21 protein-coding genes are annotated in these 24,661 nt (G+C 44.0%); 10 read left to right on the forward strand and 11 right to left on the reverse strand.

What is annotated here, in order from left to right; translation table 11 throughout:
- Positions 1 to 19: 19 nt before the first annotated feature.
- Both OCV56_RS11025 and OCV56_RS11030 read right to left on the reverse strand, forming a co-directional pair.
- A complete protein-coding gene (locus OCV56_RS11025; protein ID WP_086712965.1) occupies positions 20 to 568 on the reverse strand; it encodes an NAD(P)H nitroreductase in 549 nt (182 codons plus the stop codon).
- A 208-nt stretch (positions 569 to 776) separates the two neighbouring features.
- Positions 777 to 2,786, reverse strand: coding sequence for an NADPH-dependent 2,4-dienoyl-CoA reductase (locus tag OCV56_RS11030; protein ID WP_167373163.1), 2,010 nt, complete (start codon positions 2,784 to 2,786; stop codon positions 777 to 779).
- Between the two features lie 279 nt (positions 2,787 to 3,065).
- Here OCV56_RS11030 and sppA point away from each other — a divergent pair, with 279 nt between their 5' ends.
- Positions 3,066 to 4,916, forward strand: a complete 1,851-nt coding sequence (gene sppA / locus OCV56_RS11035) for a signal peptide peptidase SppA (RefSeq protein WP_086712966.1) — start codon at positions 3,066 to 3,068, stop codon at positions 4,914 to 4,916.
- 118 nt (positions 4,917 to 5,034) lie between these two features.
- Positions 5,035 to 6,051, forward strand: a complete 1,017-nt coding sequence (gene ansA, locus OCV56_RS11040; RefSeq protein WP_048611533.1) for an asparaginase — start codon at positions 5,035 to 5,037, stop codon at positions 6,049 to 6,051.
- Between the two features lie 145 nt (positions 6,052 to 6,196).
- On the opposite strand, the gene OCV56_RS11045 is transcribed toward ansA, so the two are convergent.
- On the reverse strand, positions 6,197 to 6,478 hold the full coding sequence (locus OCV56_RS11045; protein WP_010437067.1) for a YeaC family protein: 282 nt from the start codon (positions 6,476 to 6,478) through the stop codon (positions 6,197 to 6,199).
- A 113-nt stretch (positions 6,479 to 6,591) separates the two neighbouring features.
- Here OCV56_RS11045 and OCV56_RS11050 point away from each other — a divergent pair, with 113 nt between their 5' ends.
- On the forward strand, positions 6,592 to 7,398 hold the full coding sequence (locus OCV56_RS11050; RefSeq protein ID WP_086712967.1) for a DUF2989 domain-containing protein: 807 nt from the start codon (positions 6,592 to 6,594) through the stop codon (positions 7,396 to 7,398).
- 173 nt (positions 7,399 to 7,571) lie between these two features.
- On the opposite strand, the gene msrB is transcribed toward OCV56_RS11050, so the two are convergent.
- Positions 7,572 to 8,009, reverse strand: coding sequence for a peptide-methionine (R)-S-oxide reductase MsrB (gene msrB / locus OCV56_RS11055; RefSeq protein ID WP_086712968.1), 438 nt, complete (start codon positions 8,007 to 8,009; stop codon positions 7,572 to 7,574).
- A gap of 319 nt (positions 8,010 to 8,328) precedes the next feature.
- Here msrB and gap point away from each other — a divergent pair, with 319 nt between their 5' ends.
- Together gap and OCV56_RS11065 are read left to right on the forward strand one after the other, a co-directional pair.
- Positions 8,329 to 9,324: a type I glyceraldehyde-3-phosphate dehydrogenase gene (gene gap / locus OCV56_RS11060; RefSeq protein WP_017056468.1), complete on the forward strand. Its 996-nt coding sequence runs from the start codon at positions 8,329 to 8,331 to the stop codon at positions 9,322 to 9,324.
- Positions 9,325 to 9,565: 241 nt separating this feature from the next.
- Positions 9,566 to 10,450 carry a D-hexose-6-phosphate mutarotase gene (locus OCV56_RS11065; protein ID WP_086712969.1) on the forward strand — a complete coding sequence of 295 codons (885 nt, stop codon included), beginning with the start codon at positions 9,566 to 9,568 and terminating at the stop codon, positions 10,448 to 10,450.
- A gap of 102 nt (positions 10,451 to 10,552) precedes the next feature.
- Here OCV56_RS11065 and OCV56_RS11070 read toward each other — a convergent pair whose 3' ends face one another.
- Complete coding sequence (locus OCV56_RS11070; protein WP_086712970.1) at positions 10,553 to 11,521, reverse strand: nucleoside hydrolase; 969 nt, start codon at positions 11,519 to 11,521, stop codon at positions 10,553 to 10,555.
- A gap of 206 nt (positions 11,522 to 11,727) precedes the next feature.
- On the opposite strand from OCV56_RS11070, the gene rlmA reads away from it, so the two are divergent.
- The 5 genes from rlmA to OCV56_RS11095 all read left to right on the forward strand — a co-directional run bounded on the left by rlmA (position 11,728) and on the right by OCV56_RS11095 (position 17,977).
- Positions 11,728 to 12,543, forward strand: coding sequence for a 23S rRNA (guanine(745)-N(1))-methyltransferase (gene rlmA / locus OCV56_RS11075; RefSeq protein ID WP_086712971.1), 816 nt, complete (start codon positions 11,728 to 11,730; stop codon positions 12,541 to 12,543).
- Positions 12,544 to 12,618: 75 nt separating this feature from the next.
- A complete protein-coding gene (locus OCV56_RS11080) occupies positions 12,619 to 13,578 on the forward strand; it encodes a ChaN family lipoprotein (protein WP_086712972.1) in 960 nt (319 codons plus the stop codon).
- A gap of 265 nt (positions 13,579 to 13,843) precedes the next feature.
- Positions 13,844 to 14,197 (forward strand): hypothetical protein, encoded by a 354-nt coding sequence (locus OCV56_RS11085; RefSeq protein ID WP_086712973.1) that lies wholly within the window; start codon positions 13,844 to 13,846, stop codon positions 14,195 to 14,197.
- Positions 14,198 to 14,319: 122 nt separating this feature from the next.
- Positions 14,320 to 16,206 (forward strand): BCCT family transporter, encoded by a 1,887-nt coding sequence (locus OCV56_RS11090; protein ID WP_086712974.1) that lies wholly within the window; start codon positions 14,320 to 14,322, stop codon positions 16,204 to 16,206.
- A gap of 193 nt (positions 16,207 to 16,399) precedes the next feature.
- The gene (locus OCV56_RS11095; RefSeq protein ID WP_086712975.1) at positions 16,400 to 17,977 is read left to right on the forward strand and encodes an alkaline phosphatase; all 1,578 of its coding nucleotides are present in this window, start codon (positions 16,400 to 16,402) and stop codon (positions 17,975 to 17,977) included.
- Between the two features lie 1,002 nt (positions 17,978 to 18,979).
- Here the strand turns inward: OCV56_RS11095 and OCV56_RS11100 are convergent.
- The 6 genes from OCV56_RS11100 to OCV56_RS11125 form a co-directional block, all read right to left on the reverse strand.
- Complete coding sequence (locus OCV56_RS11100) at positions 18,980 to 19,897, reverse strand: hypothetical protein (protein WP_143691564.1); 918 nt, start codon at positions 19,895 to 19,897, stop codon at positions 18,980 to 18,982.
- A gap of 118 nt (positions 19,898 to 20,015) precedes the next feature.
- A complete protein-coding gene (locus OCV56_RS11105; protein ID WP_086712977.1) occupies positions 20,016 to 20,213 on the reverse strand; it encodes a hypothetical protein in 198 nt (65 codons plus the stop codon).
- A 1-nt stretch (position 20,214) separates the two neighbouring features.
- Complete coding sequence (locus OCV56_RS11110) at positions 20,215 to 20,910, reverse strand: hypothetical protein (protein ID WP_086712978.1); 696 nt, start codon at positions 20,908 to 20,910, stop codon at positions 20,215 to 20,217.
- Positions 20,901 to 21,590: a hypothetical protein gene (locus tag OCV56_RS11115; RefSeq protein WP_086712979.1), complete on the reverse strand. Its 690-nt coding sequence runs from the start codon at positions 21,588 to 21,590 to the stop codon at positions 20,901 to 20,903. Before OCV56_RS11115 ends, OCV56_RS11110 begins: the two co-directional genes overlap by 10 nt.
- Before the next feature lie 9 nt (positions 21,591 to 21,599).
- Positions 21,600 to 22,136 carry a baseplate complex protein gene (locus OCV56_RS11120; RefSeq protein ID WP_086712980.1) on the reverse strand — a complete coding sequence of 179 codons (537 nt, stop codon included), beginning with the start codon at positions 22,134 to 22,136 and terminating at the stop codon, positions 21,600 to 21,602.
- A gap of 50 nt (positions 22,137 to 22,186) precedes the next feature.
- A complete protein-coding gene (locus OCV56_RS11125) occupies positions 22,187 to 24,655 on the reverse strand; it encodes a phage tail-collar fiber domain-containing protein (RefSeq protein ID WP_228761213.1) in 2,469 nt (822 codons plus the stop codon).
- Between the last annotated feature and the right edge of the window lie 6 nt (positions 24,656 to 24,661).

Here is a 24,661-nt window from a genome sequence, read left to right on the forward strand (position 1 = left end):
ATTCAAGCTTCAGCTTTCTTTACAAGAACTCAACAAACTTAGAGAAGTCACGCTCTGGCACTTTCATTGGCGTACAGCCTGGAGTGCCTAGGTATAGGAAACCAACAATTTCGTCGTCGCCTTCTAGGCCGAATGCTTGGTGAACTTCTGGGTGGAACATCCATTTACCTGAGCGCCAAAAGCCTTGAAAACCTTGAGCAACAGCCGCCATTTGCATCGCTTGCGCCGCGCAGCCTGCAGAAAGGTGTTGTTCAAGCGCTGGTACTTTCTCGTGCTCGGTGACTTTAGCAATTACAGTGATAACCATAGGAGCTCGGAACGGCGCCTTTTTCACTTTCTCGATCACTGGTTCTTCGCTTTCTTCCGCTTCAGCGGCACGAACCAAGATATCAGACAGCTTCTGTAGCCCTGAACCTTGCGCGATAACAAAGCGCCATGGTGTGAGTGCACCGTGGTCAGGGGCACGCAAGCCCGCTTTAATGATATTTTCTAACGCGACACCTTCAGGTGCTGGATCAGAGAGTTTTGCGATAGAGCGTCGGTTGAGCAATAGATCCAAAGCATCCATTTGAAGTCCTTACTATTTCTTTATTATTTATATACTTGAACTTTAGCACAGAATACAAACGATAATAAATCTCAACGACTCCTCATTTGGCCTAGATTGGACACAATAAAGGCTCCTAAATCTACGACTTAGGAGCCTTGTGCAAACATCTAGCTAGGCAGATTAGATAAGCATATCTACCGATAAGATTACGGCTTGATAACTGTTTCTATAACTTAATAGCTAGCTCAACACCTTGACGGATAGCGCGCACAGCATCTAGCTCACCAGCATAATCAGCACCACCAATCACGTGCAGTTTGCCACCGAACTCTTGCCACATATCTTCAAACGGTCTCACCGAGACTTGACCTGCACACACAATAACGGAATCGGCATCTAACACCTGATCTTGCTTACCAACGCTGATATGCAGACCTTGGTCATCAATTTTGTTGTAACTCACGCCGCCCAATAGATTCACGCCGCGTTTTTCTAGCGTACGCTTATGAATCCAACCTGTGGTTTTGCCTGGGCCTTTACCAACACGACCCGCTTTACGCTGCATTACCCAAACGGTTTTATCGCTGAATGAGTCAGGGTAAGGGTACAGACCACCTGGGTGTTCCATATTTTTATCGATACCCCACTCATGCAGCCAATCGTCTAGACTGTGTGACGTCGGCTCGGTGAGCATGGTTGCCACATCGACACCGATACCACCAGCACCAACAATCGCGACCTTTTCTCCTACTGGTGTCTTTTCGCGAATCAAGGTTTGGTAATCCACCACGTTCTCATGATCAATACCTTCAATATTCAGTTTTCTTGGTTCTACACCGGCCGCCATCACGACTTCATCGTACTTGAGCAGCATCTCAAACGTGGCTTCGGTATCCAGTTTCAGATTCACGCCCGATGCGTCGATTTGGTTAGCAAAATAACGAATCGTTTCTCTGAACTCTTCTTTGCCCGGGATCTGCATTGCCAATCTAAACTGGCCGCCGATACGGTCATTTTTCTCAATCAAGTCAACCTTGTGTCCACGCTGCGCTAGTGTTGTCGCACAAGCTAAACCTGCAGGGCCTGCGCCCACAATCGCAATAGTCTTAGTCGCTTGCGCTGGCTGAACAACAATTTCGGTTTCGTAACAAGCGCGTGGGTTAACCAAACAGCTCGCGCGTTTACCTTTAAACACGTTATCCAGACAGGCTTGGTTACAACCGATACAAGTATTGATGAACTGTGCTTGATCTTGAGCCGCTTTATTAACAAAGTCAGGATCCGCCAAGAATGGGCGAGCCATCGAAACCATGTCGGCCTGACCAGAACTCAAAATACGTTCTGCCTCTTCTGGCGTGTTGATTCGATTACAAGTGACGACAGGGATCGACACATATGGTTTTACTTTTTCCGTCACCCAAGAGAATGCGCCTCGTGGTACTTGTGTTGCGATAGTCGGAACACGCGCTTCATGCCACCCAATACCGGTATTGATGATAGTCACGCCCGCTTCTTCTAGCTTCTGAGCCAAAAGAACAACATCTTCAAACGTGCTGCCTTGCTCAACCAAATCAAGCATCGACAAACGGAAAATAATAATGAAATCCTTACCTACCGCTTCGCGAATCGATTTAACAATCTCTAACGGGAAACGCATACGCTTCTCGTAAGAGCCACCCCATTCGTCGTAACGCATATTAGTACGCTTACAAATGAATTGGTTAATCAAGTAACCTTCCGAGCCCATGATCTCAATGCCGTCATAGCCAGCAACCTGAGCTAGCTCCGCACTATTGGCAAAGGCACCGATGGTCTTTTTAATTTGACGAGGACTCATCTCACTCGGCGCAAACTTAGCGATTGGCGCTTTGATACCGGAAGCACTTTGCGCGAATGGGTGCATCGCATAACGACCTGCATGCAATAGTTGAAGCGCAATTTTACCGCCGTGCTTATGGACGGCTTCGGTAACAACTTGATGCGCTTTGGCATGCTTTACTTTACTGAATTCAGCACTGAATGGGGTTAATCTGCCACGTAAATTAGGAGAGAAACCACCGGTAACAATAAGGCCAACGCCTCCTTTCGCTCGCTCTTCATAAAACGCGGCGAGTTTGTGGAGACCTTCTTTATTTTCTTCTAAACCTGTGTGCATTGATCCCATCAACACACGGTTGCGTAACTGAGTAAATCCAAGATCGAGTGGTTCAAGTAAATGTGGGTACATGGCAGACATCACTTCTATTATTTTATCCTTGTGGTCTGACCACAGTATAGTTCAATTACCAAAAGTTCAAACAACCGTTTACATTTTTGTAACACCGATCATAATGCAGAGCGTATTAATCGTTCAGAAGCCCTTAATTTGACTACACTTAATGAGAATATATATCGATTAACAATTCTTGGTGTAGTTTGAGCTTGGGAATTATCGTAGGATACTAAGCAGTTCATATTATTGAGATTAATGGTACTACGGCTTGTTAAAGCGACGTGATCTCACTGCGGAGACAGAATGAAAAAAATATTCAAATTTATAGGTATGATCTTTAAAGGGATTTGGAAGCTCATTACGTTTGTGCGTCTTGCGCTTGTTAACATCATCTTTTTACTCAGTATTGCCATCATCTACTTTGTGTACTTCCACTCAGATACGGCTCAGCCGACTGTTCCACAACAATCCGCTTTGGTGCTTAACTTATCTGGCCCTATTGTGGAACAAAGCCGCTATATCAACCCGATGGATTCCGTGACAGGTTCACTGCTTGGCAAAGACCTTCCGAAAGAGAATGTTCTGTTTGATATCGTTGAAACAATTCGCTATGCCAAAGATGACGAGAACGTAACGGGTATTGTATTAGCACTTAAAGAGCTACCAGAAACCAACCTGACTAAGCTTCGTTACATTGCTAAAGCGTTGAATGAGTTCAAAGCGGCGGGTAAGCCAATTTATGCGGTAGGTGATTTTTACAACCAAAGCCAATACTACCTAGCAAGTTACGCAACAAAGGTATACATGTCGCCTGATGGTGGTGTGCTTCTAAAAGGTTACAGCGCCTATTCGCTTTACTACAAAACTTTGTTAGAGAAACTCGATGTAAACACGCACGTATTCCGTGTGGGTACGTACAAATCAGCTATCGAACCTTTCATTCGTAACGACATGTCGGATGCAGCGAAAGAATCCGCATCTCGTTGGTTAAATCAACTGTGGGGTGCGTATGTTGACGACGTCAGCCACAACCGTCAGATCGATGCTAAAACACTGAATCCAAGCATGGACACGTTCTTGAAAGAACTTGAGTCTGTAGACGGTGACATTGCCAAACTGGCTGAAAAACTTGGCTTAGTGGATGAATTAGCGACACGCCAACAAGTTCGACTAGAGCTCGCAGACGTGTTCGGCAGTGACGGTCAAGACAGCTACAACGCGTTTGGTTACTACGAATATCGTACCACTATGCTTCCAGACATGAACACTGAATCACACGATGTTGCTGTGATTGTGGCAAGCGGTGCGATTATGGATGGCAAACAACCTCGTGGCACAGTCGGTGGTGATACCACTGCAGCCCTACTTCGCCAAGCTCGTAACGACGACAAAGTAAAAGCAGTTGTACTTCGTGTAGACAGCCCTGGTGGCAGTGCATTTGCTTCTGAAGTTATTCGCAATGAAATCGAAGCGATCAAACAAGCGGGTAAACCTGTCGTGGTTTCTATGTCTAGCCTTGCGGCTTCTGGTGGTTACTGGATATCGATGGGCGCAGACAAGATCTTAGCTCAACCGACCACACTAACAGGCTCGATTGGTATCTTCAGTGTTATCACGACCTTTGAGAAAGGCTTGAACGATATCGGCGTTTACACCGATGGCGTGGGCACGTCCCCTTTCTCTGGCCTTGGTATCACTACTGGTTTAACTGATGGCGCTAAAGACGCCTTCCAAATGGGTATTGAAAATGGTTACCGCCGTTTCATCAGCTTGGTTGGAGAAAATCGTGGCATGGACGTGAATGCTGTCGATGAGATCGCTCAAGGCCGAGTATGGACCGGTCAAGATGCGATGCAGAAAGGCTTAGTCGATGAGATTGGTGACTTTGACGATGCGATTGCAGCAGCAGCTTCACTTGCAGAGCTTGAAAGCTACAACATTTACTGGGTAGAAGAGCCACTTTCAGCCACTGAGCAGTTTATTCAAGAATTTATGAACCAAGTTCAGATGTCGGTAGGCCTTGATATTCAATCGATGATACCAAGCAGTTTACAGCCTGTTACTCAACAGTTAGCTCAAGATAGCCAACTGTTAGGCAACTTTAACGACCCACAAGGCCGTTACGCTTTTTGCTTAAACTGCCAAGTTCAATAAGATAAGCTCAACGCTTTGTAACCAAGAGGCGCCTCTGTGTGAGGCACCTCTTTTTATTGCATGATAATTCGCTATAATCGCCCTCCTGTTCCCTATATCACACTAAGTATTAATCGCCATGGAAAGAAAACACATCTATATCGCGTACACCGGCGGCACAATTGGCATGCAGAAGTCTATTGACCACGGCTATGTTCCTGTTGCAGGTTTCATGGACAAGCAGCTAGCTGGCATGCCTGAATTCCATCGCCCAGAGATGCCTGAGTACACCATTCACGAATACTCTCCATTAATGGACTCTTCAGATATGACGCCACTTGACTGGCAGACTATCGCTGATGATATTCGCGCGAACTACGATAAGTACGATGGTTTCGTTATCCTTCATGGCACAGACACTATGGCTTATACTGCCTCTGCACTGTCTTTCATGCTTGAAAACCTTGGCAAACCTGTGATTGTTACGGGCTCTCAGATTCCACTAGCAGAGCTTCGCTCAGACGGACAAGCAAACTTGCTAAATGCACTGCATATTGCAGCAAACTACCCAATCAACGAAGTGACACTGTTCTTCAACAACAAATTGATGCGTGGTAACCGCAGCACTAAATCACACGCAGATGGCTTCAATGCATTTACTTCACCAAACCTAAACCCATTGCTAGAAGCGGGTATCAATATCCAACTTAGCAATAACGTAAAGGTAAACGAACAACCTGAAGGTGCTTTCAAGGTTCATAACATTACCCCGCAACCTATCGGCGTAATCACAATGTACCCAGGCATCTCACACGAAGTGATTCGCAACACGCTACTGCAGCCTGTTAATGCGATGATTTTGCTTACTTTTGGTGTTGGTAACGCTCCACAGAACCCAGAATTGCTTCAGCACCTTAAAGATGCCTCAGAGCGCGGCGTTATTGTGGTAAACCTAACTCAATGTTTGGCAGGTAAAGTGAACATGGGTGGTTATGCGACAGGTTGTGCGTTAGCTGAAGCGGGCGTTGTCAGTGGTTATGATATGACACCCGAAGCGGCACTGGCGAAGTTACATTATCTATTAAGCCAAAACCTAGGCTACGAAGAAGTGAAGACTCAGATGCAACAAGTGTTACGTGGTGAGATGAGCTTATAAAACAGTTAAAGGATACACGTTAAACCCAGTTATGCTATCAACGTAACGGCGACTTAACGTGAACTAAATCGTTTTATTACTTATAAATAAACGAGTTAAACTAAAAGGGGTGGCACTGCGCCACCCCTTTGTTGTAATTTAAAGCCTAATGATTTGGGTTAACTCTCACAATGTCTTCTTGATCTGACTTAAACTGTTTTTTGAGTTCAGATTTAGACTTAAAGCTAATTTCGCCACCAGCGGCAATTGTCATGTGTTGAGCTTCAGAGTTATGTTTAGATTGGTATAACATAACCGCCTGCATACACGAATCGCGCTGCTCTTTAGAAAGCGCTGTTCCTTCTGGCCATTTACCCGTCTCAACTGCGTAAGTTAAACGTTCGTAGACCTCGGGTGTCATTGCGCTAAGAAGTTGTTCTGCATCCATGGTAGAGCCTTAGTTTTAACAATTTTCACCAGAAAATAACTCGTAACAGAATTGAGTCAAGAACCTGACCGATAATAAGTGCATTTGATCACAAGTGAAGGAATATGAAAATTATGAAATGGTTGGCGATTAGCCTATTGCCTTTCACTCTGGTTGGGTGTCTTGAAGGAAACAAAAATACCGATCAACTGTGCCAAAGTAACCCGGGCCTTCAGTGTGAACAATTGAACATGAACGATGGGCAATGTCGTGTCGCACGTACCGACCTCATCTGGCATCGATTTGAAGTTCAGAAGCAACCCACCGAAATCAACAAAATTAAAGAATTCGAATTAGTCACTGCCTACAAAAAGTGCCTAGAGCTCGCGGCTCAGATCGAAACTATTGACCAATCTAAACTGCAAGAGCGCCGCTTTACCTCTTTAATGCACAGTATTGAAGAGTCTGAGCGTATTGTTGGTGAGCTATCGCAATCTGATACACCGGAAACACTTTACTTCTTGTGGTCGCAAACTGGAGACACCAACGCAAGACGCAGTTTCCTACAACTGGAAGGCACAGACGCGTTAAACACGGCAGAGATGCAATATGCCTTAGCTACCTTCTATACCACCAGAGATCATGCTAAAACACTTAAGCTACTTAATAATGCCTTAACGCTATCGAGCAACTCTGCCGTCAATACAGAGATCTTTAAGTCAATGGCCAGCATCAACCACAGCTTGGGCCATATGGAAAAGGCGTATGTCTGGGCGATGGTTGCCAAAGAGTTTGATGTACCAATTGCATCAGAAGCGGAACTGGCCGTTCTCTATCGCTTTGAAGATTCAAAATACAAACAGTTAGATAAAGACGCAGACAAAATTGTCGAAGCTATTGAGGATGGGGTCTACAGCCCAGCGATCGTCCCAAGTTATTGATCGCATCATTTCTTGCTTTCTAATTTAATCTTCCGATTTATCAGCTTTCAAAAAAACAGCTACCTTTCTGGTAGCTGTTTTTATTTGTACTAGAGTTAATTCTGAGATCTTGGGCCGTTCAGCATTCCTAAATCGACAAATGCGATATGTAAGGATTAGACAATAGTTACAAGTTATTTCGTACTTTCGTCATTTTTGTTGAAAATTAACGACACCGAATTAACACAGAATCGTTCGCCAGTTGTCTTCGGTCCATCAGGAAAAACGTGACCTAAATGGCTATCACAGGCGCTACAACGGATCTCTACACGCTTCATTCCGTGACTTAGATCTTCTATATAGCGTACTGCTTCATCATTCACTGGTGCATCAAAGCTTGGCCAACCACACCCAGAATCGTATTTATTATCAGACAGAAATAAAGGGCTTTCACAGCATGTGCAGCTATAGACGCCAGTCTTATGGTTATGCAGTAATTTGCCGCTATATGGGGCTTCAGTACCACGCTCACGACACACTGCAAATTCGTCGTCCGTTAGGCGCTCACGCCAGTATTCATCAGGCTTTATCATATTTCCTCCCTTTTGAATCACGTTAATATCTCTCCACATTCTCAGTTATTATATTTACTTTTTTCTATAAAGGCTTGCATATGAGTCGTTTTGTAGCACATACTTTCTCACCAGGAAACATTGTACATATACACTCATAAGTGAATCATCATTTAGGGGTATTTTACCCAACTGGAAGGGTACAGAGCCACTTGCAATGGTCAATTTTCAACCACTTACACCCAATTGTTAAGAAAAGCGTCGCTTTTTTTTGACATTAAACAAGTTAAGTCGGATTATCTATTGCAGATGTATACTGGATTCTGTAATTTTACTACCAGTTATCTTTAATCAGAAATTAAGTTGTGGAGCAACTACAATGACTATCAAAGTAGGTATTAACGGTTTTGGCCGTATCGGCCGTTTCGTATTCCGCGCAGCTCAAGAGCGTGCAGACATCGAAGTAGTAGGTATTAACGATCTAATCGACGTAGAGTACATGGCATACATGCTTAAGTACGACTCAACTCACGGCCGTTTCAACGGTACTGTTGAAGTTGAAGGCGGTAACCTAATCGTTAACGGTAAAACTGTACGTGTTACAGCTGAACGTAACCCAGAAGATCTTAAGTGGGATGCTATCGACGTAGACGTAGTTGCTGAAGCAACTGGTCTTTTCCTAACTGACGAGACTGCACGTAAGCACATCACTGCTGGTGCTAAGAAAGTTGTTCTTACTGGTCCTTCTAAAGATGCAACTCCAATGTTCGTAATGGGCGTTAACCAAGCATCTTACGCTGGTCAAGACATCGTTTCTAACGCTTCTTGTACTACTAACTGTCTTGCACCTATCGCTAAAGTACTTAACGATAAGTGGGGCATTGAGTCTGGTCTTATGACTACAGTTCACGCTACTACAGCAACTCAAAAAACTGTAGATGGCCCTTCTGCTAAAGACTGGCGCGGTGGCCGTGGTGCTTCTCAAAACATCATCCCATCTTCAACTGGTGCTGCTAAAGCTGTAGGCGTTGTTCTTCCAGAACTAAACGGCCTTCTAACTGGTATGGCTTTCCGTGTACCAACTGCTAACGTATCTGTAGTTGACCTAACAGTTAACCTAAAAGAAGCTGCATCTTACGAAGAAATTTGTGCTGCAATGAAAGAAGCTTCTGAAGGCGAAATGGCTGGCGTTCTAGGTTACACAGAAGACCAAGTTGTTTCTCAAGACTTCATCGGCGAAACTCAAACTTCAGTATTCGATGCTAAAGCTGGTGTTGCTCTAACTGACAAATTCGTTAAAGTTGTATCTTGGTACGACAACGAAATCGGTTACTCAAACAAAGTTCTAGACCTAATCGCTCACATCTCTAAGTAATTTCTTTTTAGAAATAGCTTTAGATAAGCATTAGCGAAGACTGTTTTGAGCAGACTTTGAAAAAGGCGACCTTAGTGTCGCCTTTTTAATACCTGCTATCTTTTAAACCGCGTCAGCCTTAGTTCATCAAGATAGCCCAAACGCAAAATTCAATTCTAATACTGACTCTGCTTATTAATCATGAAAAAAAAGCATCACTCTAGTCAGCATTTGAATTCAATTTCCTTAGAAGGATCATGTAATGGATTTATCTACTCTACCTGCACTCGCTGTACTTTCTGACAACGTCACTATCGTTGAACATGAAGGTGTAAAACTGGTTCGCGTTATCCACGATAAAGCAAACGCAGCGATTTCGCTGTTTGGCGGCCATGTGGTGTCATTCCAACCGCAAGGTCAAGGAGACCTTATCTGGATGAGCCAACAGGCTAAATTCGACGGTAAAACTGCTCTACGTGGTGGTATTCCAGTATGCTGGCCTTGGTTTGGTCGCATTGCAGCACCTGCGCATGGTTTTGCTCGTTCAAGTGAATGGCAGTTGGTTGAACACCGTGAAAGTGAAGCTGGCGTGATTGTTAGCTTAGGTCTGAAGCCAAGTGAAGAGACTCTAGCAGTATGGCCTCATCAGTTCGATGCACGTTTGAATGTTGAGATTGGCGATGAGCTGAAAGTAACATTAGATGTGAAAAACACAGATTCGCAACCATGGACTTTCTCTGGCGCGCTGCACACTTACCTAAACGTTGGCGATATCCACAGCACAACGACCACAGGTATGGGTGCTGAGTACATCGATAGCCTACAAGGTGGCAAGATCTGCCAAGGCGGTGCTGAGCTTGTACTAACCGATACCATTGACCGTGTTTACACTCAACCAGAAGTTCAAATCTTGGTTGCGGACAAAAAACTTGAGCGTACTCTATCGGTTGAAAACCAAGGCCATAACTCTGCAGTTTTGTGGAACCCGTGGGCAGAAGGTGCTGCTGGTATGGGTGACATGCAAGACGACGGTTACCTAACCATGCTTTGCGTAGAATCAACACTGCATGCACCAAGCCTAGAGGCAGGAAAAACACTACAGCCTGGCGAAAGCCACCAGCTGATTACAACGATTTCTGTTCAGTAACCTGTTCAGAATCCTGTTCAGTAATCAGTTCGCTACGCAAGATACATTAAAGGCCGGTTCACTCCGGCCTTTTTATTGCTGTCAATCGGCTAACGATCAAGCTTAACTCTGGGAATATCGAACTAACGTCTCTCTATAGAGTGACAACAGCGCCTCATCGTCTACTTTAACGCCGACCTTCTGCGCCGGGAATGAACTCCACTCATCATTCATGTAACTACGCTGGTCGCTTTTCTGGATCGTCATACCTTCCGCAGGGCCATCAGTGACCACTCTAATCGCACCACTGCGACATTCGAACAAAGAAGGCTGGATGACATAAGCAATGGCTGATGGATCGTGAACATGACAGCCTTCCATTCCCACTTTTTCCGAATAGAACTTCAAATAGTAACGACTAACATCCCAGATGAACTGCCCTACTTCTCCAGCTTCATCTCTCAAGTCATCAAGGTATTGGCGAGTAAAGAAGCTCTCCTCTGTCACATCAAGCCCGATAACGGTCACAGGCCATGATGCCGTAAATACCTTGTCTGCAGCATGAGGGTCATCGTGTATATTTGCTTCCGCAAATGGAGTCACATTACCTCTATGGTCGTTTTCACCAAATGCGCCACCCATAATGACCACTTCCTTTACTAAGTCGACGATTTCAGGGGCAGCTTCCAGAGCAAGCGCAAGGTTAGTAAGAGGGCCTACAGCCACAAGAGTGATCTCTCCCGGTTCAGCTCTAACACTGTCGATAATGAACTGATAAGCTGGCTTCTCAATCGCTGAAACATCTAACGAGCTTGGCGCTTTCACATCACCAAAACCGGCTTCGCCATGTACGACCACGGTTGCCCCAACTGGATCTCTTACTAAAGGCTTATCGGTCCCCTTTGCCACAAACGCATTCATACCAAACTTTTGCTTCAAATAAAGCGCATTCTGAGTACCGTTCTCTATCGTTGCATTACCATAAACCGTAGTAATACCCATCAGCTCAATCTCTGGGTGAGCTTCTGCAAATAGAATTGCCATTGCATCATCAATGCCCGGATCAGTATCTAGAATGATTTTCTTTTTCATATCACTTTCTTATTCAACGCTAGGAAAGAATGAACAATACCCAGAAAAATCACAGATAAACGTGACCTAAACCGAAGCAATGATTTTTATTGTAGTAAGCCGAAAAGCTCAGCATTTCCTTAGCCTTTATTGACGGCTTTTTTGTTTAGCTTGGCGGAGACCTTTTTGATAGAATTTGCCGCCCTACTCTATGCTCTGAGATCGTCATGCACTACCAATGCCCTTTGTGTCACCAACCTTTATCTCAACACGATCGTACGTTTAAATGTGAAAAGAACCATCAGTTCGACCTAGCGAAAGAAGGCTATGTCAATTTGATGCCCGCACACCACAAACGCTCAAAAGATCCAGGTGACAATAAAGAGATGATGCAGGCGCGTCGTCGCTTCCTTGAAGGCAACCATTACGATCCAATGCGCCAAGCGGTAGTCGGCTTATGCTCAAGCTACCTGCCAGATACTGATCCTAGCCTGTTGGATATTGGCTGTGGTGAAGGGTATTACACCAACGAAATCGCCTTGAATCTTCAAAATCAAAACGGCGCGATTTTTGGCCTAGACATTTCTAAGATTGCTATCAAATACGCCGCTAAACGCTACCCTGCTGTCGACTTCTCTGTTGCTTCTAGCCATCGTCTACCCTTTGCTGAAAACAGCTTAGACGGCATTCTACGCATTTACGCGCCTTGCAAGGCTGAAGAGCTGCAACGCACCATCAAAGACCGTGGCGTCGTGATCACCGTAACACCAGCCAGCCGACACCTATACCAACTGCGTGATGCTATTTATGATGGCGTTCGCTTACACGATGAAGACCCTGAAGTGATCGAAGGTTTTACTCTTGAGCACCAAGAGCAGCTAAACTATATGATGGAACTATCGGGGTCAGATGCATTCGACCTGCTACAGATGACGCCGTTTGCTTGGAAAGCAACTGAGGAGTTTAAACAACAACTCACAAACGCAGAGCAATTCAACTGTGAAGCGGATTTTATGCTGAGAGTGTATCGCAAACAGGTTTAACTGATATTGATTATCGTTTGCATTGAAATCTCATCTTGCCTCCTTTAGTATGCGTGTTCTTCAAGGAGGCATTTCATGCAACGTATTATTCTTATCGGATTAGCTACCCTGCTTACGGCTTGTGCTAATCAACCTTCAAACAGCACTTCTCAACAAGTGACTAACACGCAAACGGAAACCGTTTCCACATTCTATGAATACCAGTTTGCTTCTCCACAAGGCGAAACGCTTTCTCTCAATGCTTTACCCGAGCAGCTGATTGAGGCTGATGTGGTTCTTATTGGCGAATGGCACACTCACTCGGCAATTCATCGTTTCCAAACCGACTTCTTAAAAGCGCGCCGCAACGCAACATCAAACATTGCGCTTTCAATGGAACAATTCACTCGAGAACATCAAGACACGCTAAACCAATACTTAAACGGTGAGATTGGTGAGCAAGTGCTTATCTCCAAGGCAGCTGCTTGGCCAAATTACGAAAGTGATTACCGCGCACTGGTTGAGTTTGCTAAAGCGAATGATATAGATGTTATCGCAGCAAACGCTCCAAAGCCCTTCGTTCAATGTATTGGCCGTAAGGGATTACCTTACCTAGAACAGCTTTCTTCAGAACAACGAGATTGGGTTGCGACTGAGGTTAATATTGGCGATAGCCCTTACAAAGAAAAGTTCATGGCTTCCATGCATCACGGTACGCCAGAGCAAACAGAAAAGCAGTTTGCCGCTCAGGTTACTTGGGACGAAACCATGGCTGAATCAATTGTTAACTACCTAGCATCTAACCCTGATAAACAAGTGATTCATGTAGCAGGCAAGTTCCACACAGAAGGAGGTTTAGGCACGGCGGCTTCGATTCTACGTCGTAACCCGGATCTAAAAGTGGCAGTTATCAGCCCGGTTGCTGAGTTCTCATCGGATGCTACTGATTACCAACTAAAAGTACTCTCTCCACCGGCGCGCTTTGTTCAGAAAGAGAACCGAATGAAGGCATACAAACACCTATCAAAACGCAGTGCTAGTCTAGAGTGTGACTAAACCATTCTTCTAAGCTAAAGAGTCGTTGGGCTAATCCTAGATAATTAGCCCATCGTCAGAACTCGATCACGTTCCCGTCATTCATCCTAACTCTATCTAAAATCAAACATTCTTATCGGCACAGGACTTGCTTAGTAAATAGGCAGTTTAACCAAGCAGAAGAAAATGTAATGTGCGAATATAAAACATCACTATCGATGATTAATTGCACAAGTTTTTCACACCTCTGCCGATACTATATTTAAGGATAGGTAAGGAGAGCGATATGACGCCAGTAGGAACGAGTAATACTCAGCTGTATTCACCTTCGCAAATGAATGCACAAGCTAAAAGCACTGAAGCTGAAAAGCCTGCACCTCTTAAGGTTGAGCAAAATACCGTTAAGCTTTCTGATGAAGGCAAAGCCCTATTATCTGCACTTAAAGAAATCGATAAAGAAGCCAAGAAAGCCGAAGCTGAAAACGAAACCGTTACTGATAAGGTTGAATCATTCGCTCACGGCGCCTTAGGCATGGATCACCCAGATAAGATTGAAGAAGAGGACGATGGTTCTTATTCAGCAGGGCAATACTTATCCGCAGCGGCAACCGTTGGTGGCATCCTACTCGCTTTAATCTAACTTTCTCCCTGCTACCGCCCCCTCAACATTAAAGCGATTTGTCGTCACGATAACAGACCTGATTTGGTCTAAAAAACGAGTTCATTCCATAATTTCGCTCTCATTTTAATGGAATAATACTCGTGAAAAACACTTTTGAGCTTATCGATAAGCCAACCTTCTTTGGTGCTATTGCACTACTCCTCACGATAGTTTTCCCGCTCATTCTGTTTCCAGCTCAAGGTGCAGATTGGATTGCGATTGCGAAAACATTCATGACTGACCAACTTGGTTTTCTATACCTTGCGCTAGGTCTCGCGGCTTGTGCATTTATGGTTTACGTTGTGTTCAGTGATATGGGACAAATTAAACTGGGCGATGCCGATGAAGAGCCTGAGTTTAAAACAGCATCATGGGCTGCAATGCTGTTTTGTGGCGGTATCGGTGCAAGTATCTTGTACTGGGGCTGTATTGAGTGGGCTTACTACTACCAATCACCGCCTTTCCAACTAGAACCCGGCAGTGAAGAAGCGGTTCGTTGGGCTGCAACTTACGGTTTGTTCCACTGGGGGCCAATCGCTTGGTCTATCTACCTGATCCCAGCGATTCCTATCGCTTACTTCTTCTATGTGCGTAAACAGCCAGTTCTAAAGATTTCTAGCGCGTTAATGCCAGTTCTTGGTGAACACCGCAGTAAAGGCGTACCTGGAAAAATCGTCGATATCTTATTCATTTTCGGTCTACTTGGCGGTGCAGCGACAACATTAGGTTTAGCCGCTCCTCTTATTACTGAAGGTCTGAATCACCTATTCGGTCTACCTAAAAACAACCTAACTCAAGTGATGGTGCTTTTAGTTTGTACTGCGATTTTTGCTTACTCTTCTTATGCCGGATTGGAAAAAGGCATCAAGATCCTAAGTAACATCAACTTCTGGGGTGCGATGGGTCTACTGGCTTTCGTTCTGATCGCTGGTCCAACAATCTTCATGCTAGAAACAGGTTTAGACTCAATTGGTCGTCTACTGTCTAATTTCTTCGTGATGGCAACGTGGGCTGAACCATTTGGTGGCTACGGTACCTTCGAAAACACTCACTTCCCACAAGACTGGACGATTTTCTACTGGGCATGGTGGTTAGTATTTGCACCAAGTATGGGTCTGTTTGTTGCGCGTATTTCTCGCGGCAGAACCATCAAGCAAATGGTGTCAGGTTCGATTTTCTTTGGTTCTCTAGGTTGTTTCCTATTCTTCATGATCTTAGGTAACTACGGCCTATCACTGCAACTTTCTGGTGAGCTAGATGTAGTTGCTATCCTGAATGCAGAAGGCGCAACAAAAGCGATCTTCTCGATGCTAGCGCAGCTGCCGATGAGCACTCTAGTCATCGCGGTATTCACTTTGCTCTGTATTATCTTTACAGCAACGACGTTTGATTCCATCTCATACATCCTTGCGTCTGTGGTTCAAAACAACGTAACTGAAGAGCCAATGCGTTGGAACCGTATGTTCTGGGCATTCACTCTGTCGTTCTTACCAACGATTCTGATGTTCTTGGGTGGCCTAAGTACGCTACAAACCGCAGCAATTGTTGGTGGTTTACCGCTATTGGCTATCTCTGTGATGCTGATGATCTCTGCAGTTCGTGCAACTAACCTCGACCTGCGCCATCAAGACGCATACATCGAACCAACGATTAACATCGAAGAACTGCCAGACATGGATCCATGGTCTGCTGAAGGTATGGCGCTGGCTCAGTTTGAGAAAGAAAGAGATGCAGCACAAGAAGCCGCAGAACTTGAGCGTGTTGCTTACACAGAACTCGCTGCAGTGAAAAAAGAAATTCGCGCTTATGTGCTAGAACAAGGTTCACAAATGGAAACTCACGAGTTACCAGAGAACCTACAACAAGCACTTGAGCAGGCCGAGAGTAATCTTAGTGCCGCACAAGCGAAAAAGATCGAGTTATCTGAGCAAGCTCAGAATGCTCGTATCACGTTCAACCAGGTGGTTGCAGACTTACCGCTTGCTTGACATTAGCCATGACGCAGTCCATTGATTTGGACCCTCCTAAATACGACAAAGGCTCACAGAAATGTGAGCCTTTTTTTATGCATTTCTAAAAATTTGAGTTATTGCTCAATTTCATATTGATGAAATAAATATGAAACGACTTTGACACAAATCGATGTTCTAATCATCCCGCTTATATAAAAAGGGATAACTAATGAAGCACATTATAAAACCAATCATTGCCGTAGTGGCAACCTCAACACTATCATTTAACGTACTTTCGGCAGAAATCAAAAACGTCATTCTGATGATTGGCGATGGTATGGGGCCTCAACAAGTTGGCTTATTGGAAACCTACGCAAACCAAGCGCCAAACTCCATCTATAAAGGGAACAAAACCGCCCTTTATCAACTTGCTCAAGAAGGGGTTATTGGTTCATCCCTAACTCATCCAGAAGATGCAATCGTGGTCGATTCTGCTTGTTCTGCCACCATGCTTGCGACTGGAATCTACAGTGGTTCAGAAGTAATAGGCATTGACTCTCAAGGTAATCATGTTGAAACAGTACTTGAGAAAGCGAAAAAAGCAGGTAAAGCGACTGGCTTAGTATCCGACACACGCTTAACGCACGCGACCCCTGCTTCCTTTGCCGCTCACCAACCTCACCGCTCTTTAGAGAATCAAATTGCATCCGATATGTTAGCAACGGGCGCTGATGTGATGCTTTCAGGTGGGCTACGTCACTGGATTCCAAAATCAACCAATGACAAAGGCGAAACTTACAAGCAACTTGAGCAACTGACTCAAGGTGACGTTTACCTAAAATCGAAGCGTAAAGACGAACGTAACCTGCTAACTGAAGCAAAGAAAGGCGGCTACCAACTGGCGTTTAACCGCAGCATGTTAGAAGGTGCTCAGGGCGATAAGTTACTTGGCCTGTTCGCCTACTCAGGCATGGATGACGGCATCACTTACAGCAAAAAGAAAGGGAGTGACGAACGAACTCAACCGAGCTTGAAAGAGATGACACAAAAAGCACTCAGTGTCCTATCCAAAGATGAAGACGGTTTTTTCCTAATGGTCGAAGGTGGCCAAATCGACTGGGCCGGTCACAGTAACGATGCAGGTACGATGCTGCATGAACTGCTCAAGTTTGATGAAGCGATCCAAACTGTATATGAATGGGCGAAAGATCGTGAAGACACTATCGTGATTGTAACCGCAGACCACGAAACAGGTTCTTTCGGCTTCAGCTACTCTTCTAACGACTTACCAAAGCCACAGAAACGTTCTGGCGAAGCCTTTGCCGATCGCGACTATGCACCCAACTTTAACTTTGGCGCATTCGATATACTTGATGGTTTGTACAATCAAAAACAAAGCTACTACGGCATGATCAGCGAATACCAGAAATTGGATAAAGCTCTACAAACACCTGAAAAACTGGCTGAGATCGTCAACAAAAACAGTGAGTTCCCTATCACAGCTGAACAAGCGAAAAACGTCTTAGCAAGTAAGCCGAACCCATACCGATTGGCTCAGCACAAATACTTGTCGGCAGAAGAAGTGCCTGCTATCAACGATTTCGATGCTTTCTTCCCATATAACGACCGTGGCAACCTACTTGCTCGAGAACAAGCAACAGGTCAAAACATCGTTTGGGGTACAGGCACACACACCCATACACCTGTGAATGTGTTTGCTTGGGGGCCTGCCGAAAAGATATTGCCAGTATCAAAAATCATGCATCACTCAGAGCTTGGTGAGTACATCAAGCAACAAGTAAATTAGCCTGAGATTTTTTGCTAGCTTCACTTAACGCCCTGCGGGGCGTTTTTTTGTTTTAAGAGTTAAAGCGTTTAAGAATTTAAGCTAAGTAAGTTTCAAATTTAGGTGACGCCAAATAGCAAAACAGCCGCTGTTGAGCGACTGTTTTTAAATCATTAACGATTTGGGTGATTAAGGATGTGGTCTTACTAAACACAAGTTAATTATCAATTTAAAATCAAGCACTTAATAAGGAACCAATCGCAACTTGTCCCAAAAATGTCCACACCGTGAATTTATGGGATCTGGCAAAATCGAGTTTTCTGTCATTGCTTTGTTCTCTTTTCCGTTCACTTTTCCAGCTTCATCCAATGAACAAATTTGAAAAAACAGTTTTGCGGTCAGATTAGCGCTAAAGCCTTGCTATACCTGGCTTAGCTGCCAACTAAAGAGATCTTTAATTTTCCACACTAGATCTTTAAAAAACTGACAGAAAAAACATAAAAACACTACAAATCAACAACTTACAAAAAGCACTAGATCTTTAAAGATCGTCATTATTGCAATTTATCGAAATAAAGCGCAATTGTTGAAATTCTTTTAGGCGCAATATAAGCCTTTTTCAGCGGCTTTTCATATTACTCGAAGCCCTTATAGCAAAAGGCTTTATCGCGTGTTCTACGCCTTTCCTAGCCCCGTAGATTTTCACTAAATCAAAATTGCGAAAAAACCAGATCGAAAACGTCGCAGGTGGGGAGGAGGAGTGCGGATTCCGTCACTCTAATTCCTCTTACGCCAAGTGGTAATTTTTTACCGGGTTACTCTTAAACTCACACGTAGATAATCCCAAGTGTACACATTGTAGGTAGCGCAACAGTTTCGGAGATAAACTCTAGGTTTCACGATGGGTTTTGGTTTGATGTTCATCTACATGTAAAGTGTTATTTCTAATGCGACATAACAAAAAAACACAGCCAATGCTGTGTTTTTCTAAGGTATGTACAGTTAGAAATAAAAACCGATAGTCTACGGGTTAGCTTTCATAACAAAATCAATAACGAAACATCCTGAATTAAGAAACCCTACAAATATTGCAAATATCCCCAATGATGTGGGCAACCAAAAATCAATAATTTCATTTCTTATTGTGGGGCGAGATGAATTTTCTAATATCTTAAGTACTTCTTTATAGTAAAGCTCATTCGCTCCAAGTTGTTTTTCTATATACAACTTCCAGTCTTCATTTGCGTTTACGATTCCTTTTATAGTACTTTCTTTATTATAATTTGTACCATTTAACAACCCTGAATACTCATTCACAAAACGTTCAACCTCTTGGCTCTTTGAATTCTCTTCAAACGCCTTGGCTTTCTCAGGACTTAAATCTCCAGTATTAATAGCATTTATTGCTTGCCATCCAATCTGCTCCATTTTTTCACGGAAGGTCATCAGTGAACAACTTAAAACATCTAATCTTTCATCTATTATAGATTCCACGCCACTTGAAACTTCTTCAATTTCAGAAAGTATTTCATCCTTGCTCTTAAATGAATACTTAATTTGCTCTATTTGTTTTTTTAGCCCTTCAAATTCAGAATCATCGTCTTCCTTTTTATTTTTCCTTGTAAGCATCCCCTTACCAAACCAATGACTATCACATTGTTTTTTAGATAAAACCAACATCAACAATTCATAAAAACAAACAATAGACAATAGAAATAAAACAAACTCAATTGCTATACCTTTGTCCCCATTCACTCTAAAACCAAGTAAAGTGGTAAAGCTGTCTACAAGATTGTAATACTTACAAAAAGACAGCACTAATACCGCTGTCAGTGTGTACATTAAATTTCTTTTGTACTTCTTTGCACTTTCTGTTAAATAATCTTCAACTCCAGAAAGAAAGTACATATCTTTAAGCTTATATTTCCCAAACAAACTCATAAACCACCACATCAACCCCAAAATTTAGCTCTACTATATCTTGATGCAATACTAATTGTACATGCGACTGGAGTCTTTTAGTGTACAGATCATTTACTAACGTATGGATGGGTGCCATTCAAGTTACTTTGTAATTTCCTGCTGAACTGCCGCCTGTTACAGGCACTTGAGCATTCTGAGTAATTTCGTCCACTACTGCGTTAGCAATAGCTTCTGCCATCTTACCAGCCATAGCGAACTCACCGTCAAGAACAAAGCCTTGTGCTTTCAATTCGTTTTCTAACTTCTGTTTCAGTGATGCTTTGCTTAGTGCCATCTTACTTACCTGCAAATACGGTGGTTGATACGTCTACATGTGGCTTACCCATAAACGGGCAAATGCTTGCACCTGTGCATACTCCTTTACCACCATTCATTTTTATAGAGTCTGCATCCTCGGTGATATTTTTAGCCGTGGTTGTCTTATCACCTTTGACGGTTTCTGTATGATCTCCTTCAATTTCAGCTAAACGGTTTTCCAGTACTTTGATGCGTTGGTTAAGACATTCCAACTTGTCGTCTTTATCTGTCTTTCGTTCAAAGTTACCTTCTTGGTCAACCAACTGATAAACACCTTCGCGTTGTTGATATCGGCTTTCACCTTCTTTGATACCTGGTAGCTTGAAGCCAAGGGGAAGAACGCAACGAATAAAAGGTTTATCTGGTTGTCCGAACATAAAGCCTAACTCTACGATACTGCCAATTGCAGGCGGCTCTAATCGGCCAGCATGATCACCAAGACCTGGAACCGGAAGTGGTATCGCCTGCAGTGGTGGTTTATCTTCGTATTCCATGCCCTTTTCATCGAGTAGCTGAACATCTACGGCATAGTGAGGATAAAAGCGGTCGGACAAATCCCCTTCTTCTGGCAGCTCTGGCAATGCGACCACCTTTCCCCATCTTGGCAAATGCCACTGGCCTGTGAATTCTGGAAACAACCGAAAGATAATGCGCTTAATAGTATTCACATCCATGTTAGCTTTGCCTCCGTTCCTTCAAACTCTACACCGACTAATCGCAGTCCATTCACGACAACACCTGGCTTCAATTTTGGAATAGCCGGTATCTTTACCGACTTGTTGGCTGTGTGGTTTGTCATGAGCTCATTAGGTATGGTGACGGACTTATCTGCCCAGAATGAATCTTTCCAACTGCCTACATAAATTTGCCCATTGCCTTGTTGCTGCCAGAATAAGCCATCAATACTGAACGCTTGAGCTAGTTCGTCTAAGACTCGATAACCGTTGCCATCGCTATAAAAACATGGAATGGCCGTTTTGCTGTAGGCTTTCTCTGGTACCACAAATTGAAGGCCCGTTTTATTGGTGACTTCGCTTAGTAGCTGCATGAGTGTTGGGTGACGCATGATGATGTTAAGTGGCTTGTAAAGCATTGCCGCTAATTCGCGGCAAAACACTTTTGACCAACCTTTTTCTGCAGGTTGAACACGTTCGATGTAACCAAGGAAAACCCGATCGATTGAATCACCCCAACCCATATCCACCGCGACAATAGTGTTTGCCTCGGGGCTTCCTTCAAGCGCCAGCTCACATCGTCCTGGCGTATTTTCACTAAAGACAATGCGGTGGCTTTTTACTCTGGCTTTGTCTTTGCCAACGTAAGCCCGACACAAGAATTTATTGTTCGCTGTCATAGTCCACCACTAAGCTAAAGCATTATCGGCAGCTTTAAGTATTTTCATAAAGCCTGTTAGCTCCACGTCGGTACCTGGCGGCACATCGTCACTTTGTCCGATTTCAACCGGAGTATTCACACCTTGCACTTTTTGCTGTGCCGCAGGTTTATCCGGCTGGCGTTGTTCCACTCGTTCTGGTACCGATAGATGCTCTATCAGTTCAAATGAAACGCTCCATTGCCTGTGAGAATCTTGCTCATCGGCACGAACAGCACCTTGGAATTTCACTTGTCGGATTTTCAAAGCTTCTGCCGTTTTGTTGCTAATGCGGTAGATTTGGCGAGCGCCGCTATCTTGTGCTTCCGCCATGCTGAACAAATTGGTTAGTAGCTGTTTTTTGGTAAATGGGATCACGCCTTTCACGGTCAGAATTTTACCTTTGCTACCTGTTTCCGCTTGGTCGGTAGCCGAGGTCTGGCCGGACATATCCTGTCCGGCCAGTTGCTGACGAACGCTAATGCGTAGGTTCTTTAATGGGAGTTGAGTGCCGTTTAGGGTTAGCATATGACTACTCTTTACGTAATTGTGTGGATTATGTGGGGCATAGCATTAACTTAAACGGATTCAATACTATTCACAGAATTAAGTCCGATAATCCAATTTGCATCACTCCAGTAATTACCACCACCAACTTGAGTGAATATTTCAGCATCAAAATAGTTTGTTGTGAGCATGCCATTAGGCCCCTGACCAGTGGTTAATGATTGTACAAAGTTCTTGCCTGTAATAGGTGTGGTACCGAGGTAAACAACTGTGTTTCCAGAAATGACATGACCATTTTTAGCTGGATTCAGGCCACCATCGGTTGGTTTTCCTGAGATTCGAACTACACCATCATCACCCGTATACCCCTCAACCAGACGTAACGTATTATCTTTAAAAGTAATAGGCATAGAATAAGTGGCTATTCCACACTCAGAAACAATACCCGCATTACCTTCAACATATACTCGAGCATCTTGAGTAGCGGAAACGAGTTTAGCCGTCGAAACCAATCTCTTAGCTACGCCTCCAGAGTGAGTGTTATTTCTGATAGCTGCATCGATAATGGCTCCTGTTTGAACAACCAGATCAAAGTCTCCGATGAAGCTGTTATTTTCAATAACAACACCTGTGACACCGTCCAACACTCTGACACCAGCAACTTCAGGTTTATCAGAAATAATTACGTTATCTTTAACAATGACATTAGAAGTTACAGAGCCGATAGCCCCTCTTAGCGTAGGGTTCGTATAGTCAAGATCAAGAACTGGATAACATAAGTTCCCATAGATTTGTAACGCACCACGGGCACCATTGATGGCATTACGTTTTTGCGAATGGATAATGTTATTACTAATGATGTTTCGGCGTTCGCCTGTCCCCTCTGAGTGAATACCTACAGAAAAGCCTTCTCCAACAATGCAACTATCAACAATGCAACCTTCGGCATCAGCATCCAAAGTGATGCCAACACGGCACCTCGCCGTTTCTCGCTTAGGGTTATTAACCAGGGTGATTCCGTATGGATTAGTTTCATCATAAACTGCACCAACAACGTTACGAACTATTGCATTACTGGTTTTCCAAACAACAACTATGTCATTTGTCCAGGCAAAATTATCCCTGTCTGTAACTGTGCCAAAGGAGTCTACGATTTGGTTATTACTGCTACCATCTTTACCAATTCGATACGGTGCAGTGAAGTTCCAAACCTTTGAATCTTTGACTCTGTTGCCTTTACCAGCAAGATAAATTCCAGTGTTATGATATTCCTTTGACTCGGTTGCTAATTTCGTCGGCACCTGGTCAATGTTATGCATATTGACTCTAAATTGATTATTATTCCCTGTCACATGAATCATGTGACCACCTACGAAGCCTTCAGAGTTGGGTAACCACTTTAAATATCCAAGCATCTCACAGAAACAATCGTGCTTATCCCACAATAGCAACGATGCATCGGTTTCTGCTCGAACAGCATAAGCGACATTAGGCAAAGGAAAGAACAAGCGATCACCATTTGACATGGCATTGTATGCAGCTCTTATAGCAGCCGTATCATCAGTGACTCCATCACCAACAGCTCCGAAGCATTTCACATTTATCGTGTCGCCAAAGTACTCACTAAACGTTCTTGGGGTCATGGCTTTCTTGGCTACCACTTTCGCCGATTTTTGAACCCACTCTTTATCAGCGCTCTGTCCTTCCGGCCGTAAATCACTCACCGAACCATCCCCCAACACCTGAGCAATCTTGCAAACAAAGTGCTTCACACCATTTGCATCGGTGTAGTCGTCTTTCTCATCTGAAGTAACCACGAAATCAAACAGGGTGACTTGCTCACCTGTTGGCGTTCCTTCGCGGTGCGCATCTACATAGATGAATGAAGGCTTGTTAGGTACTTGAACATTGCGATCAAATTCGAGTGTGACACGATTGCCCGACACATAACCGGCACCCGCTTTGATGTTGAATGCGCTCGCTTGAGGTGTAATCAAGAAACCGTCGTCGATAAACCAATCTTTACCGTTCTGGTCGATGATGGATTGCGCGACATCGTCATCCATTTTCTTCATACGTGGCGTGGCGTTGTACTGCCATGTTGAAGCATCCACCGTAATATTGGTGATTTCGGCAATATCTTTGTACTCAAGAACCACTGAACGCACCAATGTGTTGCCTGCAACACCTGGTTCATCGGCTGTCTTTGGTGTTAGGGCATGGTGATCAATCGTAACCAACACGCCATATTCTGAACAGTAAGCACCTGTCCAGTTAAATTCGAACGGGCCTTCTTGACTGGTGAGCGTTGTGCTGTAAATAACCGAATCAACCGAAAGGCGACCACGTTGCTCTACTGCAGATTCATGAACCACATCATCACTTGGTACCATATCATCAGGCTGTGGAAACTCTGGGCGGTTCGGTACGTTGGCAAAAATCATCTTGTCGATTACAAGCGGCTTTTCTTCTGCATTAAGCTGAGCCAATAACGCCTTACCTGCGGCGGTCAAAATCGACTTATCAGTGGTGTTTGTCATTCTTCT

It is taken from the genome of Vibrio gigantis, assembly GCF_024347515.1.
In the GTDB taxonomy this organism is placed as follows: domain Bacteria; phylum Pseudomonadota; class Gammaproteobacteria; order Enterobacterales; family Vibrionaceae; genus Vibrio; species Vibrio gigantis.

Excerpts from the sequence above, each read along its gene's own strand:
- OCV56_RS11115 (WP_086712979.1), bottom strand. The coding sequence starts at position 21,590 with ATGACAGCGAACAATAAATTCTTGTGTCGGGCTTACGTTGGCAAAGAC.
- OCV56_RS11030 (WP_167373163.1), bottom strand. The coding sequence starts at position 2,786 with ATGTCTGCCATGTACCCACATTTACTTGAACCACTCGATCTTGGATTT.
- OCV56_RS11065 (WP_086712969.1), top strand. The coding sequence starts at position 9,566 with ATGGATTTATCTACTCTACCTGCACTCGCTGTACTTTCTGACAACGTC.
- OCV56_RS11110 (WP_086712978.1), bottom strand. The coding sequence starts at position 20,910 with ATGGATGTGAATACTATTAAGCGCATTATCTTTCGGTTGTTTCCAGAA.
- sppA (WP_086712966.1), top strand. The coding sequence starts at position 3,066 with ATGAAAAAAATATTCAAATTTATAGGTATGATCTTTAAAGGGATTTGG.
- OCV56_RS11025 (WP_086712965.1), bottom strand. The coding sequence starts at position 568 with ATGGATGCTTTGGATCTATTGCTCAACCGACGCTCTATCGCAAAACTC.
- OCV56_RS11080 (WP_086712972.1), top strand. The coding sequence starts at position 12,619 with ATGCAACGTATTATTCTTATCGGATTAGCTACCCTGCTTACGGCTTGT.
- OCV56_RS11120 (WP_086712980.1), bottom strand. The coding sequence starts at position 22,136 with ATGCTAACCCTAAACGGCACTCAACTCCCATTAAAGAACCTACGCATT.
- OCV56_RS11050 (WP_086712967.1), top strand. The coding sequence starts at position 6,592 with ATGAAATGGTTGGCGATTAGCCTATTGCCTTTCACTCTGGTTGGGTGT.
- OCV56_RS11045 (WP_010437067.1), bottom strand. The coding sequence starts at position 6,478 with ATGGATGCAGAACAACTTCTTAGCGCAATGACACCCGAGGTCTACGAA.
- ansA (WP_048611533.1), top strand. The coding sequence starts at position 5,035 with ATGGAAAGAAAACACATCTATATCGCGTACACCGGCGGCACAATTGGC.
- msrB (WP_086712968.1), bottom strand. The coding sequence starts at position 8,009 with ATGTGGAGAGATATTAACGTGATTCAAAAGGGAGGAAATATGATAAAG.
- OCV56_RS11070 (WP_086712970.1), bottom strand. The coding sequence starts at position 11,521 with ATGAAAAAGAAAATCATTCTAGATACTGATCCGGGCATTGATGATGCA.
- OCV56_RS11125 (WP_228761213.1), bottom strand. The coding sequence starts at position 24,655 with ATGACAAACACCACTGATAAGTCGATTTTGACCGCCGCAGGTAAGGCG.
- OCV56_RS11085 (WP_086712973.1), top strand. The coding sequence starts at position 13,844 with ATGACGCCAGTAGGAACGAGTAATACTCAGCTGTATTCACCTTCGCAA.
- OCV56_RS11100 (WP_143691564.1), bottom strand. The coding sequence starts at position 19,897 with ATGAGTTTGTTTGGGAAATATAAGCTTAAAGATATGTACTTTCTTTCT.
- OCV56_RS11105 (WP_086712977.1), bottom strand. The coding sequence starts at position 20,213 with ATGGCACTAAGCAAAGCATCACTGAAACAGAAGTTAGAAAACGAATTG.
- gap (WP_017056468.1), top strand. The coding sequence starts at position 8,329 with ATGACTATCAAAGTAGGTATTAACGGTTTTGGCCGTATCGGCCGTTTC.
- rlmA (WP_086712971.1), top strand. The coding sequence starts at position 11,728 with ATGCACTACCAATGCCCTTTGTGTCACCAACCTTTATCTCAACACGAT.
- OCV56_RS11095 (WP_086712975.1), top strand. The coding sequence starts at position 16,400 with ATGAAGCACATTATAAAACCAATCATTGCCGTAGTGGCAACCTCAACA.